This is a genomic window from Pseudoalteromonas 'SMAR', from assembly GCF_048515945.1.
GTDB lineage: Bacteria > Pseudomonadota > Gammaproteobacteria > Enterobacterales > Alteromonadaceae > Pseudoalteromonas.
Genome location: NZ_JBLWMW010000027.1, coordinates 28,857 through 44,762 on the forward strand (window position 1 = coordinate 28,857; position 15,906 = coordinate 44,762).

At 44.8% G+C, this 15,906-nt stretch carries 15 protein-coding genes; 13 read left to right on the plus strand and 2 right to left on the minus strand.

Annotated elements, in window-relative coordinates; genetic code table 11:
- From glgC to rluF, 7 genes are all read left to right on the plus strand, one after another.
- Positions 1 to 1,272: a glucose-1-phosphate adenylyltransferase gene (gene glgC, locus ACNKW2_RS12260; protein ID WP_419148835.1), complete on the plus strand. Its 1,272-nt coding sequence runs from the start codon at positions 1 to 3 to the stop codon at positions 1,270 to 1,272.
- A gap of 22 nt (positions 1,273 to 1,294) precedes the next feature.
- Positions 1,295 to 2,833 (plus strand): glycogen synthase, encoded by a 1,539-nt coding sequence (locus tag ACNKW2_RS12265; RefSeq protein ID WP_419148836.1) that lies wholly within the window; start codon positions 1,295 to 1,297, stop codon positions 2,831 to 2,833.
- A 241-nt stretch (positions 2,834 to 3,074) separates the two neighbouring features.
- Positions 3,075 to 4,292 (plus strand): EAL and HDOD domain-containing protein, encoded by a 1,218-nt coding sequence (locus ACNKW2_RS12270; RefSeq protein WP_419148837.1) that lies wholly within the window; start codon positions 3,075 to 3,077, stop codon positions 4,290 to 4,292.
- Between the two features lie 17 nt (positions 4,293 to 4,309).
- Positions 4,310 to 5,392 carry a DUF418 domain-containing protein gene (locus tag ACNKW2_RS12275; protein WP_419148838.1) on the plus strand — a complete coding sequence of 361 codons (1,083 nt, stop codon included), beginning with the start codon at positions 4,310 to 4,312 and terminating at the stop codon, positions 5,390 to 5,392.
- The gene (locus ACNKW2_RS12280) at positions 5,385 to 5,684 is read left to right on the plus strand and encodes a hypothetical protein (RefSeq protein ID WP_419148839.1); all 300 of its coding nucleotides are present in this window, start codon (positions 5,385 to 5,387) and stop codon (positions 5,682 to 5,684) included. The genes ACNKW2_RS12275 and ACNKW2_RS12280 overlap by 8 nt, the downstream gene beginning before the upstream one ends.
- Before the next feature lie 26 nt (positions 5,685 to 5,710).
- On the plus strand, positions 5,711 to 6,466 hold the full coding sequence (locus ACNKW2_RS12285; RefSeq protein ID WP_419148840.1) for a substrate-binding domain-containing protein: 756 nt from the start codon (positions 5,711 to 5,713) through the stop codon (positions 6,464 to 6,466).
- Positions 6,467 to 6,552: 86 nt separating this feature from the next.
- Complete coding sequence (rluF, locus tag ACNKW2_RS12290; RefSeq protein WP_419148841.1) at positions 6,553 to 7,455, plus strand: 23S rRNA pseudouridine(2604) synthase RluF; 903 nt, start codon at positions 6,553 to 6,555, stop codon at positions 7,453 to 7,455.
- Between the two features lie 53 nt (positions 7,456 to 7,508).
- Here the strand turns inward: rluF and ACNKW2_RS12295 are convergent, their stop codons facing one another.
- Both ACNKW2_RS12295 and ACNKW2_RS12300 read right to left on the minus strand, forming a co-directional pair.
- Positions 7,509 to 10,583, minus strand: coding sequence for an efflux RND transporter permease subunit (locus tag ACNKW2_RS12295; protein WP_419148842.1), 3,075 nt, complete (start codon positions 10,581 to 10,583; stop codon positions 7,509 to 7,511).
- A gap of 1 nt (position 10,584) precedes the next feature.
- Entirely contained in the window at positions 10,585 to 11,664 is a 1,080-nt protein-coding gene (locus tag ACNKW2_RS12300) for an efflux RND transporter periplasmic adaptor subunit (RefSeq protein WP_419148843.1), read from the minus strand.
- A 100-nt stretch (positions 11,665 to 11,764) separates the two neighbouring features.
- On the opposite strand from ACNKW2_RS12300, the gene ACNKW2_RS12305 reads away from it, so the two are divergent.
- From ACNKW2_RS12305 to ACNKW2_RS12330, 6 genes are all read left to right on the plus strand, one after another.
- Positions 11,765 to 12,670 carry a LysR family transcriptional regulator gene (locus tag ACNKW2_RS12305; RefSeq protein ID WP_419148844.1) on the plus strand — a complete coding sequence of 302 codons (906 nt, stop codon included), beginning with the start codon at positions 11,765 to 11,767 and terminating at the stop codon, positions 12,668 to 12,670.
- Positions 12,654 to 12,956, plus strand: coding sequence for an MGMT family protein (locus ACNKW2_RS12310; protein WP_419148845.1), 303 nt, complete (start codon positions 12,654 to 12,656; stop codon positions 12,954 to 12,956). The genes ACNKW2_RS12305 and ACNKW2_RS12310 overlap by 17 nt, the downstream gene beginning before the upstream one ends.
- A 72-nt stretch (positions 12,957 to 13,028) precedes the next feature.
- A complete protein-coding gene (locus tag ACNKW2_RS12315; RefSeq protein WP_419148846.1) occupies positions 13,029 to 13,601 on the plus strand; it encodes an LON peptidase substrate-binding domain-containing protein in 573 nt (190 codons plus the stop codon).
- A 60-nt stretch (positions 13,602 to 13,661) separates the two neighbouring features.
- Positions 13,662 to 14,282, plus strand: a complete 621-nt coding sequence (locus ACNKW2_RS12320; RefSeq protein WP_419148847.1) for a sigma-70 family RNA polymerase sigma factor — start codon at positions 13,662 to 13,664, stop codon at positions 14,280 to 14,282.
- The gene (locus ACNKW2_RS12325) at positions 14,279 to 14,929 is read left to right on the plus strand and encodes a ChrR family anti-sigma-E factor (protein ID WP_419148848.1); all 651 of its coding nucleotides are present in this window, start codon (positions 14,279 to 14,281) and stop codon (positions 14,927 to 14,929) included. Before ACNKW2_RS12320 ends, ACNKW2_RS12325 begins: the two co-directional genes overlap by 4 nt.
- 16 nt (positions 14,930 to 14,945) lie before the next feature.
- Positions 14,946 to 15,905, plus strand: coding sequence for a YbgA family protein (locus ACNKW2_RS12330; protein WP_419148849.1), 960 nt, complete (start codon positions 14,946 to 14,948; stop codon positions 15,903 to 15,905).
- Position 15,906: the final 1 nt, after the last annotated feature.

Consider the following 15,906-nt stretch of genomic DNA (forward strand, 5'->3'; position numbering starts at 1 on the left):
ATGCCTAATTATGCGAATCGTTATATTAGTACCCTGACGCGAGAAACATATGCACTGATCCTTGCTGGTGGTCGTGGCTCACGCTTACATGAGTTAACCGACTGGCGAGCAAAACCGGCAGTGTATTTTGGGGGTAAACATCGCATTATCGACTTCCCACTGTCTAACTGCATTAATTCTGGCATCAGACGGGTTGGGATCGCGACCCAATATAAGTCACACTCACTAATCCGCCATGTAAACCGTGCCTGGGGACATTTTAAAAAGGAACTGGGCGAGTCGGTGGAGATCCTTCCCGCCTCGCAACGTTATGGCGATGAGTGGTATTGTGGTACGGCCGATGCGGTATTTCAAAATATGGATATTATCCGCCATGAGCTGCCAAAATACGTGATGGTGTTATCTGGAGATCATGTTTATCGCATGGACTATGGTGGCTTGCTGGCAAAACACTTAGAAAACGGCGCTGATATGACGGTGTGCTGTATTGAAGTGGGTTGTGAAGAGGCGGCAAATACCTTTGGGGTTATGACCGTGGATGAAAGCAATCGGGTGCGTCGGTTTGACGAAAAACCAGCGGATCCATCCTCCATTCCCAGTAAGCCTGGTACTTGTTTGGCCTCGATGGGCAATTACGTATTTAATACCGAGTTTTTGTTTGAGCAATTAAAGAAAGACGCTGAACGTGAAGGTTCAGGCCGCGACTTCGGTCATGACATTATTCCCGCCATTATCGAAGAGCATAATGTGTTTGCCTATCCATTCAGTGAGCCTTCTCATACTGGCCAACCTTATTGGCGGGATGTGGGTACCCTGGATTCGTTTTGGGAAGCCAATATGGAGCTGGTGTCGCCTGAGCCACAGCTTGATTTGTACGATCCCCAATGGCCTATTTGGACCTACCAAGAACAACTGCCACCTGCTAAGTTCATCTTTGATGATGAGGACAGACGCGGCATGGCGGTTGACTCAACGGTGTCGGGTGGCTGTATTATTTCTGGCTCTAAAGTGAAAAAGTCACTACTGTTTTCCAATGTCCATGTGCACTCTTATTGCGAGATAGAGGGGGCGGTGGTATTGCCTGGGGTTAAAATTGGCCGTAACTGTCGAATTAAGAATGCAATCATCGACAGAAGTTGTATTATTCCCGAGGGCATGACCATTGGCTACGACCATGAACAAGACCAACAAAATGGCTTTAGGGTATCAAATAAAGGCATAGTGTTAGTGACTCGGGATATGCTCACGGGTACCTCAAAAAAAGAACGCTAATAACTCGGTTGATAGGGCAAGTATGCATGTAATGTTAGTGGCAGCGGAAAATGACGCGCTGCCAAATTGTAAAGTCGGGGGCGTGGCGGATGTCATTCGTGACGTGCCTGACGCACTGGCTGAACTAGGCTTAAGGGTGTCGGTGATCACCCCTGATTATGGCCAAGCGGCATTAGAGCGAGAATTCATTGCGGATATTGCTGTGCCATTTCGACAGCATTTAGAAACGGCAACCTTATGGCGGGTAGGGCAATCACCAGCGGTGACGCAATATGTGCTGTCGCATTCTTTGTTTAGTGAACATGGCGGTGCAATTTACTGTAACGACCAGCATCAGCCTTTTGCAACCGACGCTAGTCGTTTTGCATTTTTTGCAGCAGCAGTGGCTGAGGTGATTGAGCACCAAGTGATTGCTGATATAGATGTGGTTCATTTGCATGATTGGCATGCCGCGGTGATAAGTGTATTACGACGCTTTAGTCCGCGTTTTAAGCGCCTGAAAACAATGAGAACGGTTTACACTGTGCACAACCTAGCCTTGCAAGGGGTTAGACCATTTAAAGGCGACCACTCCAGCCTCGAAGCCTGGTTCCCAACCTTAACCTACGACGGTTTACCTATTTGCGATCCCCATCACCCCCATTGTTTTAATCCGATGCGTGCGGCGGTCAATTTAAGCGACAAGGTCCATGTGGTGTCGCCGAATTACGCTAAGGAAGTGATGATGACCAGCCACCCGGAATTGGGCTTCTTTGGTGGCGAAGGATTAGAATCGGATATGCAACACGCCGCCCATGAGGGGCGATTAGTGGGTATTCTCAATGGCTGTGTTTATCCAAGTGATGACACCCCAACAGTAAAACCAAGCTTCACTGACTATTTAAACCTGGCAGAGCAGCATGTTTTGCAGTGGATGGCGAAATCAAAACAGCTGTTGTCAAAGTTTTATATTGCCCACCGTCGCATTTTGGCCTGGCAACAACAACCGTTTACTGGCCACTTAATTACCAGCGTGGGTCGTTTAACTGAGCAAAAAGCCTTGATTTTACGACAACCGACAAAAACGGGTGTAGTACTTGATGACCTAGCTATGTTGGCGGCAGAAAAGCAAGCTAGATTGATCTTAGTGGGTTCTGGTGATGAACAATTGGAGCAGCTTTTTACCGAAGTGATGTCGCGCCATGACAACCTATTGTTTCTAAATGGTTATGGGCAGGCACTTGGCGAGCAATTGTATCAACTAGGCGATCTGTTTTTGATGCCCAGTTCATTTGAGCCTTGTGGTATCAGTCAAATGCTCGCGATGCGCGAAGGGCAGCCATGTATTGTGCATCAGGTAGGCGGCTTGGCAGATACCGTTAAGGACAAGCAAACTGGTTATTGTTTTAGTGGCGAGAGCTTGGCTGAGCAGGGAAGTGAATTAATTGTAACATTTCAAGGGGCGCTTAATGATTTATGCAATAATAATGAAGAGTATCAGCGCCTCAGTGATGCCGCTCGCAATCAACGTTTTGATTGGCATAGCTCGGCACAGCAGTACCTGCAAAAGCTGTATCAATAACTAGGGGTTAAGCATACTACTTTATTCTGTATAAAGAACAAAACTTCAGCAGTTAACATCTGAGAAGTGCTAATTGCACTGGTTGGGCTTTCTTTTTTGTGGATTTGCATTATCTTTTAGGCTGTTATTTCAATTCTTAATAGCTTAGTTTGATTTTCTTACTCATCACAAAGGGTTAAAATAAGAAAATTGCTAACCTAAAAGTCTTATCTAGGTGTTTTGGCTATAAAGGAGTTATTGTTTGAAGGTTTATGTGGCTCGCCAAGCCATATTTAATCGTAAAAAACAAGTTGTTGCATACGAGTTGTTGTTTCGCGATGGTGTAAAAAATAGCTTTCCTAACATTGCAGACGATGCTGCCACGGCCAAGTTGATCATGAATAATCAATTAAACCTAGGCACGCGGTATCTGACATCAGGAAAAAAAGCATTAATCAATATAGGGCCGGATTCTCTCGATCAGGACCTGTGTCAGTTTTTGCCGTCTAATGATGTCATTTTAGAACTGCTTGAAACCATTCCTCCCAGTAAAGAAAATTACGAAAAAATAAGAACGCTATTTCACAGCAACTTTCGTCTCGCGTTAGATGATTTTCAATATTCCAAAGAATGGGACCCTTTTTTAAAGCTTATTCGACTGATTAAATTTGATGTGATGCAGAACCCGCTCGATACCCTAGGACCAGTGGTCGAGATGATGAAGGCACGAAAAAACATCAAGTTTTTAGCCGAAAAAGTTGAGACCGAAGAAGAGTTTGAGCAAGCCAAAAAAATGGGGTTTCAATTCTTCCAAGGTTATTTCTTCGCGAAACCAAAAATGATTTCACAAAAAGACATCGAAATTAACTATGTCATTGTGATGCTCATTTATGAAGAAGCGCTGAAACCGAACATGAGCATTAATCGCATCGCGGAGCTATTTGCTCAGGATACTGCCTTGGCGTACAAGCTTTTAAGACTGATTAATTCCGGCGTTTTCCCAATTAAAAGCCGGATCGAATCGCTGAAACAAGCCTTGGTGTATCTTGGCAACGAGCGGGTGAAAAAGTTTGTTAATCTAATCATGACCGCTCATGTGGCCGAAGGAAAGCCAACGGAATTAACCCGTTTATCTATTGTGCGGTCGCGCTTTTGTGAGCTTATCGCCCAACAAATCGCACCTGGTCTTATCAATATGAGCTTTATGACGGGGTTATTTTCTCTGCTTGACGCCATTTTAGACCGGCCGATGGAGCAGGTGGTCAACAAGCTGCCTTTCCCAGAACAACTTCACGATGCCTTGATTGGCAAACCCAATACTTTGTTTTATATTCTAAATATTGTTAAGGCCTATGAGTCGGGTAGCTGGTGGCAATTACAAGAAGCGTGTAGCTTTCTAAACTATCAAGATGAGAATTTGCCAGACTTTCATGCCGCCGCCATTAATTGGGCCGATATGTATAAGAACCGCGTATATTAATGAATAGAAATACTCTCATGGATGCTCTTCGAGGCCTAGCAGTGCTTGGTCTTTTATCCATGAACCTAGTGCATATGGCTAATTTCGAGTATGGCTATGTCGCCGATGCACCAAAGCACATTCTCGATCCCTTGTTTGCTACCGTGAACGCGCTATTTTTTGATGGCCGTTTTCGTTCTTTATTTGCCATGTTATTTGGCGCCGCATTATTAATCCAACTAAAAAAATACCCTGATCAGCACCGCACCGTATTGCGATTACGCTGGTTGATGGTCATTGGTCTATGCCATGGTGTGATGATATGGCCTGGTGATATTCTCTTAAATTATGCGTTATCCGGCTTGGTTGCATTGAGATTAGCCCACAGTAATATCAGCACACTTAAGCGCTATGCTAGTGCGTTCATTATACTACCCGCGGTGTTATTGAGTTTATTGTCGATGGTAGAGCCGCATGTAGCGATTAATAGACAGTCCATACAGTTTGCTCACTGGTTACAAAACCTTCCCAATAATTACTCGTCTTTAGTACAAAAGAATGCTTTTTATTTTGCCATTATGAGCCTGCTGTTACCCATCATTACGCTTTGGTACACAGCAGGCCTTATGCTGCTTGGCATGATTATCTATCGTCGTGGCTGGTTATCGCTGGAGCGGCAAGAGCCTATCCACAAAATAATGTTGCTCACCATTACCGCGTTGATTGTTGCACTGCTTGGTTTTGTGATTGAGAAAAAAGTCGCCAGTGACTTTTTTGCGGGATTAAACTGGCTGTGTGCGGTGCCGGTTTCTTTGTTTTATTTGGTCGTTATCAAGTCTTTAATTCGAGGGGGTATTAGCCAACTTGAAGGTCTACAATACGTTGGCCGTATGGCGTTAACCTGGTATTTGTTGCACTCCATTGTTTTTGTCAGCTTTTTTATGTTTATTCAGCCTGAGGCGGTAAGTTATTACAATCGCATCGACTATTTCGCCATTTTTGTCGTGGCAGCTATAATTCAGGTATTACTGTCACTGGCTTATTTCCGTGTTTTCCAGCAAGGGCCGTTTGAATACTTACTGCAAAAAGCCATTATCAAAAGTGCTAAAATAAATGACTAGACTGCTGCTCACCTTTGTGTTTCTGCTATGTTCACAGCCAGTTTTGGCTAAGCAGCCTATTAGTATGCTGTTTGTTAACCCTTCACTGCCAGGTGAACCATTTTGGCAACGGGTTGAAGCCATTACCCGAGCAGCTGCGACGGAACTTGGCGTTGAGCTTGAGGTCATTTACGGTGAAGGCAATCGCATTATCCAGCTACAACAGTTAGAAAAGTACTTAGCTTACCGCGCTACACCAGATTATGTATTATTAATTACCCCAGTGGCGCTGAGCAAACCCTCACCTTACTAGACAAATACAAGGTCAAACATATTACATTGGAGCGTACTCTGTCTGGCCCCGAATTACAGGCTGTGGGTAAGCCAAAACAGCGTTTCCCATACTGGTTAGGTGAAATTCATCATAATAATGAACAAGCTGGATTTGATTTAGCCAAGGCTTTATATCAGCAGGCAAAAAACAAAGGGCATAATCAGATTTACCCAATTTTGATTAATGGCCACTATGGCGCTGAGTCAGAATTACGCCAAGCGGGGGCTGAGCGTTTTTTTAAGCAGCAAAACATTGCTATCCAACAAGTGGTTTATGCTGGCTGGTCAAAAAAGCAGGCGATGGATAAAGCCACTAAGTTACTTAAGCGTTACCCTGACACTAACCTGATTTGGAGCGCATCAGATTTAATGGCCATGGGCGCGATTGCAGCGCCAAACCTGAGAGAACAGGTGGTGGTAGATGGGTTTGATTGGCTTTCAGATAGTTTTGCATTAATTCATCGTGGCAAACTTAACGCCTCCGTTGGCGGTCATTTTATGATGGGGGCGTGGGCATTAATCAGCGCGTACGATCACTTTCATGGCCATCCATTTTGGTCGGAGCATGATGAAATAGCCTTTGATTTAAGCGTGGTTACCAAAGACAACATTACGCAATATCAATGGATTGCTGACGAGGTGACTTGGCAAAGGCTTGATTATACCAGTATGAGCTTAGTCACTCAGCCGCAGCAGACGTATCAGTTTTCTTTAGCATGGCTTGCGGCCAACTCTATCCCATCAGTAAAGGCTGGGCAGTAACTTTGCTTTATGAAAGTACTGAATTCATTAGTCTAATGGCTCGAGAAGCTTTACAATAGCGGTTTTTTACACAAAGTGGTTGTATCGTGACTGAGCAAAAGCGCCTAAATAAATACATCAGCGAAACTGGGTTCTGTAGCCGTCGTGAAGCAGATACCTTAATCTCTTCAGGGCGCGTTAAAGTCAATGGCGAAGTCGCCGAGATGGGACTTAAAGTGTCAGATGCGGACACCGTTGCTATTGATAATAAGCCATTAAAAGCCAAACCCAAGGCGGTATTTATTGCTTACAACAAACCCGTTGGCGTTACCTGTACTACTGAGCGCAAAATTAAAAGCAACATTGTCAGTGCTATCAACTACCCCGAGCGGATTTTCCCCATTGGTCGCTTAGACCGTCCCTCAGAAGGCTTAATCTTTCTTACCAATCAGGGCGATATGGTGAATAAAATTCTTCGTGCTGGCAATAATCACGAAAAAGAATATGAAGTGGTGGTGGATAAACCCATTGATGAACGCTTTGTAAAGCGTATGGCAGCTGGCGTGCCAATTCTTGGCACGGTAACTAAGCCCTGTAAAGTCACAAAGCGCGGCGCGAAATCATTTACCATAGTGTTAACTCAGGGTCTAAATCGCCAAATTCGTCGTATGTGTGAGTACTTTGGTTATGAAGTGACCAAGCTAAAACGAGTTAGAATAATGAACGTTGATTTGTCTGGCTTGGCTGCCGGGCAATGGCGTCATCTATCAGATAAAGAAATGCGGGCGATTAATCAGGCCACTGAAGCGTCGAGTAAAACGCAAGAGGCATCCGCAGGTGCAGGCAGTCCTAAAAGTGATGCTAAGGCTGTATCAGCCGCAAAAGCCGTATCCGAACGCAATGCCAAGCCGAGAAATAATAGCGGCAGAGGCCGTCATGCTAAACCGACAACAAACGCTAAGCATAACAAGCCGAAGCGCGTAAAAGGGACGCTGTCACTTAAAAAGTAACACTCTATCTGACGAGTGAATGGCCCCTAATAGATACTAGGGGCCAAAGTTTGCTAGTCTTGCGGTTGTTTAATGCCAAAATACACACAGTGTAAGACCGGCAAAACAATTAAGGTCAAAATGGTGGCAAAGCCTAAGCCAAACATGATGGTTACCGCCATGGACTGGAAGAAGACATCAAATAATAAGGGGATCATGCCTAAAATGGTGGTGATCGCCGCCATAGAGACTGGTCGTACACGACTGACACCGGAATCAAACACTGCCTGATAGGGAGTTTTACCGGAAGCGGCCTCAATGTTTATTTGATCCATCAATACGATGCCATTTTTAATCAACATCCCCGACAGACTCAATAACCCCAGCAGCGCCATGAAGCTAAATGGCGCTTGTAAGAGCACTAACCCAGCCGTGACACCAATAATCGCCAGTGGCACCGTAGACCAAATTACCAGTGGTTTTTTTACTGAATTAAATAACAATACGGTGATCATAAACATCGCCAGATAACCCAGTGGCAATGAGCCAAAAATGGCTTTTTGGGCTTTAGTTGAGGATTCATACTCGCCACCCCACTGCATTTCATAGCCTTGTGGGAGCTCTATGGCTTCAATGTCAGCGCGAATGCGGTTAAATAGCTTGGCTGGGGTTTCGTCACCAATCACATCATGGTCTGCCATCACGGTAATGGTGCGTTTACGGTCGCGACGCATGATCAAACTGTCTTCCCAAGTGACAGTAAAATTATCGACAATTTGCGACACTGGTACGTAGACATTAAGCACTGGGCTAAATATCTGTAGGTCGCCTAAGTTCTCGACGTTAAGGCGCTCTTCTTCAGGGGAACGGGCAATGATAGGCAACAATTGCGTACCATCGCGATATAACCCTACCTTTTTGCCACTTACCGAGGTCAACAGCAATTGGTCAAGATCGGACTTACTGATCCCAAGGCGGCGCGCTTTAAGTTCATTAAACTGCGGTCGTATCACTTTAGTGCGTTGACGCCAGTTATCGCGAATATTAAAGGCTTTGTCATCCTTGGCAATGATGGCTTTTGCTTGCTCAGCCAGGCGCCGCAGCTCTACTGGATCTGGGCCTGAGAAACGCGCTTCGATTTTGGCATCGGTGGAAGGTCCAATTTCCATTCGTTTAATTTTCAATTGACCATCGAGCTCGTTGTTGCGCTCATAATCGCGTAACTTCGCAATCATGTTAACCACCGCTTCACGGTCTTTCACTCGAACGATTAGCTGACCATAGGCATCGTATTGTTTTTCCGGTGAATAGGTCAGCATAAAGCGTGGTGCACCTTGACCGATGGTGGTGGTCACTTCGTTGACTAAAGGGTCTTCAAGTAAGAAGGCTTCGAGTTTTTCAATATTATGTGCGGTGCTGCGAATATCGGCCCCTTGATAATGCCAATAATCAACATAAAACATCGGCGTATTAGAAGCGGGGAAGAAAGACTGCTTCACTTGCTTAAAGCCAACCACAGCGGCCACCAATAATAGCGCCATAAAAATCAGCGTCATCACACGGTGCTTTAAGCAAAACGATAACAACGACTTATAAACAGTAAAAATTGCTCCTTGATAAGGATCTTGGTCTTGTTGCTGTGATGCGTTTTGCTCTTGACTGCTTTTTGTCTCACGGAACATCAGATGAGCAAAAAATGGCGTTAAGGTGATCGCCGTAACCCAACTCAGTAGTAGCGAAATCAACAATACCCAGAATAACGAGCCGGCAAATTCACCACTGGCATCTGAGCTTAAGCCAATGGGGGCAAAAGCAGTGATACCAATAATCGTGGCACCGAGCAGAGGCCATTTGGTTTGTTCGACGATATTGACGGCAGCTTTGAGCTTGGTTTGCCCGCGCTTAATGTTGATTAAAATGCCCTCGGTGACCACGATGGCATTGTCCACGAGCATACCTAGGGCGATGATCAACGCGCCAAGAGAAATACGTTGTAAATCGATGGCGAATATCTTCATAAAGATAAAGGTGCCCAGCACCGTTAACAGCAAGATCCCGCCAATTAAAATACCGCTTTTCACGCCCATAAAAATTAGCAGCACCACAATAACAATGGCAACGGCCTCAAGTAGACTAATGATAAAACCATCCACTGAGGTTTCTACTTCATTGGGTTGGTTATACACCGTATTAATGGTCATGCCATACGGGCGTTGATATTCAAGCTGCTCTAAATGGGCGGAAATACGCTGGCCAACCTCTACTACATTAACGCCAGAGGTAAATGAAACCCCGACTAATAATGCCCGTTGTTGGTCATAGCGGGTGATGTGCTTAGGTACTTCGGCGTATTCTCGTGAGACAGTGGCAACATCGCCTAAGTAGATTAATTCATTGGCACCTGGTTGTGAAATTAAAAGCCCTTCAAGCTCTGCGACATCGTTGAATTCACCCGTGGGGTGGAGTCGAATGGACTCATCCCCAACGCGAATTTTACCAGCATTGGAAACGGTATTTTGCGATTGCAATAAAGAGAAAATATAGTCTGGGGAAATGCCCAGTTGCGACAGTTTTTGTGTTGAAATCTCAACGATAACTTGCGCCTGCTGTTCTCCGGCAACGGTGACTTTACTAACGCCATCCACCAACACCAGTTCACGCTTGAGGAAGTCGACATAATCTTTTAGCTCGTCGTAAGAATAGCCCTCACCAGTAATGGCATAGAGTTCGCCATAGACATCGGCAAAGTCATCAATAACGCTCGGCGCCATCACGCCCGGTGGTAGCTTTGGCGACAAATCGTTGACTTTACGACGCAGCTCATCCCAAATCTGCTTTAAATCGTTTTTACGGTAGCTGCTTTTCATCTCCACCGTAATTTGTGACTTGCCTGGTGACGAGATAGAGGTGACGTAATCCACGTAGGGCAAGGATTGAATCGCGTTTTCAATTGGAAAAGTGACTTCCTCTTCGACCTGCTGTGGCGAGGCGCCAGGGTACATGGTCACGACCATGGCTTTTTTCAGAGTAAACTCAGGGTCTTCCAGTTGTCCTAAGCCAAAATACGACACCACACCGGCGATGAGTAGCAGCAGGGCAAACATCCAGCTTATGACTTTATTTTCAATCGACCATTTCGCTAAACTCATATTACAGGCCTCTTTCTTTCGTCCATGGTCTCACTTTTGCGCCTTCACTAAGATAGTGCACACCCGCTGCGACGATTTTTTCCCCAGGGTTTAACCCAGCCTGCACTTCAATACCTGTGTGGTTTAATTGGCCAACACTGACTTCACGCTTAGTCACGGTTTGGCTGCTTTCATCGTACACCCAGACGTAACTGTTGTTGCTTGGGGTTTGCGTCTTGTCAGAGAACACCGCCTGATTCGGCACAATAATGGCGGTGTTTTTCTGACTGGTGATTTTACTGGGATCAATATAGACATGCCCAGACATCCCGGCGAATAAGTTAAAATCTTCAGGGATAGGTAAGCTAAACACCACTTTATAAGTGAGTGTGGCAGGGTCTGCCTGAGTATCCCACTCTTTTATGGTGAGCGGATAAGACTTACTGGGGTAGCCGTCAAACACAACGGTGGGTTGATAGTCTGTGTCTCTGTCTACACGAGCGACGATTTTTTCAGGCACTTGAATCACCACGTCCATTCTATCGCGCGTTTCTAAACGCAGAATATTTTGTTTGGCTTGGATGTTTTCATAGTTTTTAACAAATACCTTGGCCACTGTGCCACTGAAAGGGGCTCTCAGTTCACTGTATTCAAGGTTGGTTTTGGCTATCTTGAACGCGGACTCCGCCACTTGCTTATCGGCCAAGGCCTTATCGAATTCGGCTTTGGTGGCAATGCCCTTATCATACAGAGGTTCTATCCGTGACAGCTGAGCTTTGGCTAATTCAAACTGGGCTTTGCGCTGCTCGTATTGCAGATTGAAGTCTTCAGGGTCTAACTTTGCTAAAAGCTGGCCTTTTTGCACTTCTTGACCCGCTCTTACCGGAAATTCGGTAAGTTCACCGTTGACTCGAAATGCCAAATAAGACCCCTGATTGGCAACGACTTCTGCAGGAAAGCTGCGTAAGGTGTTGCTGTTGGGATCAGACACTGTGTGGATTTTTACCGGGCGATTAGGTGACTCTTTTTTACCTTGCTCTGCTTGGTCTTGGCAGCCAGTTAATATGAGCGCCAGTACAAGTCCAGAAAACACTCTTAGCATTTTGTTCTCCATGAAAACGTCGATTTTTCTGCGTGCAGAATATAGGAAATAGATATAAAATAAAAATTATAAAAAGTTCTCTACATTATAAAAAATATTTATGAAGATTTCTGACCTTATGGTCTTTTGCACCGTTGCTGAAGCACCAAGCTTAACGGATGCTGCTCAGCAACTGCATAAAACCCAACCTGCTGTGTCACAATCTATTAAGAGATTAGAACAATCCCTTGGCTTTGCCCTGTTTGAGCGTGAAAAATATCGTAATGTGTTAACCGAACAAGGACGACGCTTTTATTTTGAAGCAGAAAAGCTACTTAACCATCATCGTGATTTGTCGTCGCTGGCCAATGAGTTTGCCGCGGGGAATGAGCCAAGCTTTAATATTTGCTATGAACCCATTGTGTATCAAAGCCAAATTGATCAGATACTGGCCGATGGTTTTAGCCATTTCCCTGCCACGGAAATGAATATTTCCAGCGGTAAGCGTTTCTTTGCTCTTGAGCAAGTGACGCAAGGTTTGGCGAATTTAGGGATAGGCCCTTGGTTTGATTTATTTCATTCCACCGGAGACTTAGAGTCCATGCCAATCGGTAAAGTGAAATTAGGCCTAGTGGCGAAAGCCGGTTATATGCCCAGTGAGATGAACTTTAATGAGTTAGCCAAATACCCGTCATTAGCAATGAAGGAAAGTAAGTTTAATTTTGACAGCGAACGCTTAGCCTATCGAAATAGCACCAAGGTCATGAAGTTGGATGATCCCTTGGCGATTAAGCGCTACTTATTACAAGGGCTCGGGTATGGCTTAATTGGCCTCAATCTGTGCCGTGAAGAATTACAGTCAGGGGCGCTGCAACGCGTGCGGGTGGTGGATAGAAAAGACGAATTTGAAGCCCAAATTCATGCATACCGGTTACGCATTTCACATCATGGGCCGGTCGCACGCTACTTTTGGCAACAATTAACCACATTAAGTGAGCACTATGAGCGCAATGCAACAACTCGCTGAACGGGTATATACCCTAATCGGCAGTATTCCCCATGGCAAAGTGGCTTCTTATGGTCAAATAGCTGCTTTAGCAGGTTACCCTAACCATGCTCGAAAGGTCGGGCAGTTATTACGCCAGCTTCCTGATGGCTCAACCTTGCCATGGCATCGAGTAGTAAACAGTCAGCGACGGATCTCTTTCCCTGAAGAAAGCCAAAAGTTCGCTGAGCAGAAGCAAAAATTAGAGGCTGAAGGCGTCACTTTTTCTGCGCGTAACCTCATTCCATCGCAATACCTGTGGAATTAAGTGTCGATAAATTGATCTTAGTTTTTTTGCAAGTCGTAATTATCGATAGTTTTAAGCAATGAACTGGGAATTATGAAACTCGCTTTATTTCCACTGCCAATATTTTTATTGCCTGGCGGCTACACGCGGTTAAAGATATTCGAGCAACGATACTTACACATGGTGAAAGAGGCCAGTAAAACGGGCCAAGGCTTTGTGCTTTGCAACTATGTGGAAGACGCTGAATACAATGTCCCCGATGAGGGGGTATTAGTGAAAATAGTGGACTTTTCCCAAGATCCTAATGGCCAGTTATTAATTGATGTGGTTGGCGAGTCTCGAGTTAGCATCAACGACGTTCACTGCGACAACCAGCAATTACGCTACGGCGAGTGTGAAAAGCGCGATGGCCCGCCTTGGGAATGCCATGATGCCTGGTTGTCTCTGATTGATAACAACTTACAGCACAAACTGGAGCACGTGTTTTATGCCAACCCAGTGCTCGATGACTTGTATCGTGAGAAAGATTTTTCTGACCCTATTTGGGTGGCATATCGATGGTTGGAATTACTACCTATCCCTATGATGCAAAAAGAAAAGGTAAAACAAGCACAAACATTTGAACAGGTAGCAAACTTCTTACATACTGTATTGGACGAAGATTAGTGATCCGATGCCGTCGCCATTACGTAATGTCTGTAATAAGTGAAAATTGGAAGGTGAGCTATGATAGGCCTACAGCAGTCAAATGATTGCCATGTTCAAGCAGGAACACGTAATAAAGTGCAAGAAACTCCTTCTCAAGCGTTGTCAGATGCGCTTATTAAAGTGGCGGAAAAAAGAGACAGAAAGGCATTTGCTTATTTGTTTGAATATTTCGCGCCTAAGATCCGTCGTTTTGGTGTTAAGCAATTCGGCAACGACGCGCAAGCAATGGAGTTAGTGCAAGACACCATGACCTCCGTGTGGCGTAAGGCCCACCTTTATCATAACGATAAAGGGGCGGCAACGACTTGGATTTACACGGTGATGAGAAACGCTTCTTTTGATGCTTTGAGAAAAATGAAAAGCAATAAAGAAGAGCACATCAGTGAAGACATTTGGCCTATTATCCAAGACTCACAAGCTGAGGAGGAGGTTTATAAAGACCACCTACAAACAGCTCAAATCCAAAAGTACATTAATAAATTGCCACCGGCCCAGCGGGACATTGTTAAAGGGGTTTACTTTCAGGAAATGTCGCAAGAACAGCTTGCGGATCATCTAGATATTCCGGTGGGAACGGTTAAGTCTCGATTGAGATTGGCTTTACAGAAATTACGCGCAGAAATGGGAGAGCGAGAATGATAAAGCATCACCCTAACGACACACTATTATCTCAGTTTGTAGAGGGTAATTTGCCTGCAAGTATCAGCATAGCGGTTGCAGCGCACGTTGAAATGTGTCCGCATTGCCAGCAGAAAACTGAGAAACTAGAGGCGCAAGAGGCCAACACTCACCTTGGCGGAGAGGAAGAGGTTATTGTTGATTCTGACTTAGAAGCGATGATGAATTTTATCACTATGGATCCATCGGTGGATGAGGTGAAAGAATACGTTCAGCCAAGTTTTACCTACCTAGACAGAGAAGTTCAGCTACCTCGAGCAATTGCTAATGTTGATCGCTCTGGTTTTGCAGGGGTTGGCAAGGTGTCGCGTTCACGTTTACTTTTAGACGATGGTGAACTGCGTTCAAGCTTGTTGCAAATTGAAGCAGAAGGGGAGATCCCTGAACACACCCACACCGGTTTTGAAATTACCTTATTACTCGATGGTGACTTTGAAGATGAGGCTGGAGAGTACGTGCCAGGCGACTTTATTTGGCAAGATGGCCAACATAATCATTCACCTCGAACAAAATCAGGTTGTTTGTGCTTTACAGTTGTTAGTAGTGCATTACACTTTAATAAAGGTATCAGCAAATTATTGAATCCCATCGGTAATTTAATATATTAAAGGAATTATATCGGACATGAATTTTTCATCTCCAATAAAAATTGGCATTAGCGCTTGCTTGGCTGGTGATAAAGTTAGATTTGACTCCGGTCACAAGCGTTCAAATTTTTGTATGGATGAACTTAGCGAACATGTTGAATACGTTCGTTATTGTCCTGAGGTTGCAATCGGTCTTCCTATCCCTAGACCAACAATCCGTCAAATTCGCGTTGGCGATGTCATTAAAGTCAGTCGTCCTGACGGTGAGGAAGACGTTGCGCCTAAACTCAAAGAATACGGAGAAAAAATAGCCACACAACATGCAGAGCCGTTATCGGGGTTTGTGTTTTGTGCTAAAAGCCCAAGTTGTGGCATGGAACGAGTAAAAATCTACAATGAAGCAGGCACCGGTAATACATCGGAAGGCGTTGGTGTGTTTGCTGAGCAAATTATGAAGCATAACCCTTTACTTCCTTGCGAAGAAAATGGCCGCTTAAACGATGTTCATTTACGCGAAAATTTCGTCATGCGGGTGTACGTCTACAAAAGCTGGCAAGAGCTTAACCACAGCAGCAAGGTTGGCCTACATGAGCTCACCACCTTTCATGCCAAGCACAAATATTTATTAATGAGTCATAACTATCAAGCATACAAAGACCTAGGTCGTCTGCTTGGTGATGGTAAACAGTACCCCCTTGATGAACTCAAAGATAAATACATTACTGGTTTAATGACGGCGCTTAGTAAGCCTGCTAACCGTAAGAACCAAGCCAACACCTTGACCCACCTTCAGGGGTATTTTAAAGACGACTTAAGCAAAGTCGAAAAGCAAGAAATGTGTGAGGCCATTGACGAGTATCGCAAAGGCATTGTGCCCTTGTATGTGCCGTTAACGCTGTTAAAACACCACTTAAAAGTACACCCTAAAGAGTATTTGCAAAGCCAAGTCTACTTTGACCCTTACCCCAATGAATTGCGCTTAAGATTTGGAATTTAGT

Excerpts from the sequence above, each read along its gene's own strand:
- ACNKW2_RS12275 (WP_419148838.1), top strand. The coding sequence starts at position 4,310 with ATGGATGCTCTTCGAGGCCTAGCAGTGCTTGGTCTTTTATCCATGAAC.
- ACNKW2_RS12310 (WP_419148845.1), top strand. The coding sequence starts at position 12,654 with ATGCAACAACTCGCTGAACGGGTATATACCCTAATCGGCAGTATTCCC.
- ACNKW2_RS12325 (WP_419148848.1), top strand. The coding sequence starts at position 14,279 with ATGATAAAGCATCACCCTAACGACACACTATTATCTCAGTTTGTAGAG.
- ACNKW2_RS12315 (WP_419148846.1), top strand. The coding sequence starts at position 13,029 with ATGAAACTCGCTTTATTTCCACTGCCAATATTTTTATTGCCTGGCGGC.
- ACNKW2_RS12295 (WP_419148842.1), bottom strand. The coding sequence starts at position 10,583 with ATGAGTTTAGCGAAATGGTCGATTGAAAATAAAGTCATAAGCTGGATG.
- ACNKW2_RS12305 (WP_419148844.1), top strand. The coding sequence starts at position 11,765 with ATGAAGATTTCTGACCTTATGGTCTTTTGCACCGTTGCTGAAGCACCA.
- ACNKW2_RS12280 (WP_419148839.1), top strand. The coding sequence starts at position 5,385 with ATGACTAGACTGCTGCTCACCTTTGTGTTTCTGCTATGTTCACAGCCA.
- glgC (WP_419148835.1), top strand. The coding sequence starts at position 1 with ATGCCTAATTATGCGAATCGTTATATTAGTACCCTGACGCGAGAAACA.
- ACNKW2_RS12265 (WP_419148836.1), top strand. The coding sequence starts at position 1,295 with ATGCATGTAATGTTAGTGGCAGCGGAAAATGACGCGCTGCCAAATTGT.
- ACNKW2_RS12330 (WP_419148849.1), top strand. The coding sequence starts at position 14,946 with ATGAATTTTTCATCTCCAATAAAAATTGGCATTAGCGCTTGCTTGGCT.
- ACNKW2_RS12320 (WP_419148847.1), top strand. The coding sequence starts at position 13,662 with ATGATAGGCCTACAGCAGTCAAATGATTGCCATGTTCAAGCAGGAACA.
- ACNKW2_RS12300 (WP_419148843.1), bottom strand. The coding sequence starts at position 11,664 with ATGCTAAGAGTGTTTTCTGGACTTGTACTGGCGCTCATATTAACTGGC.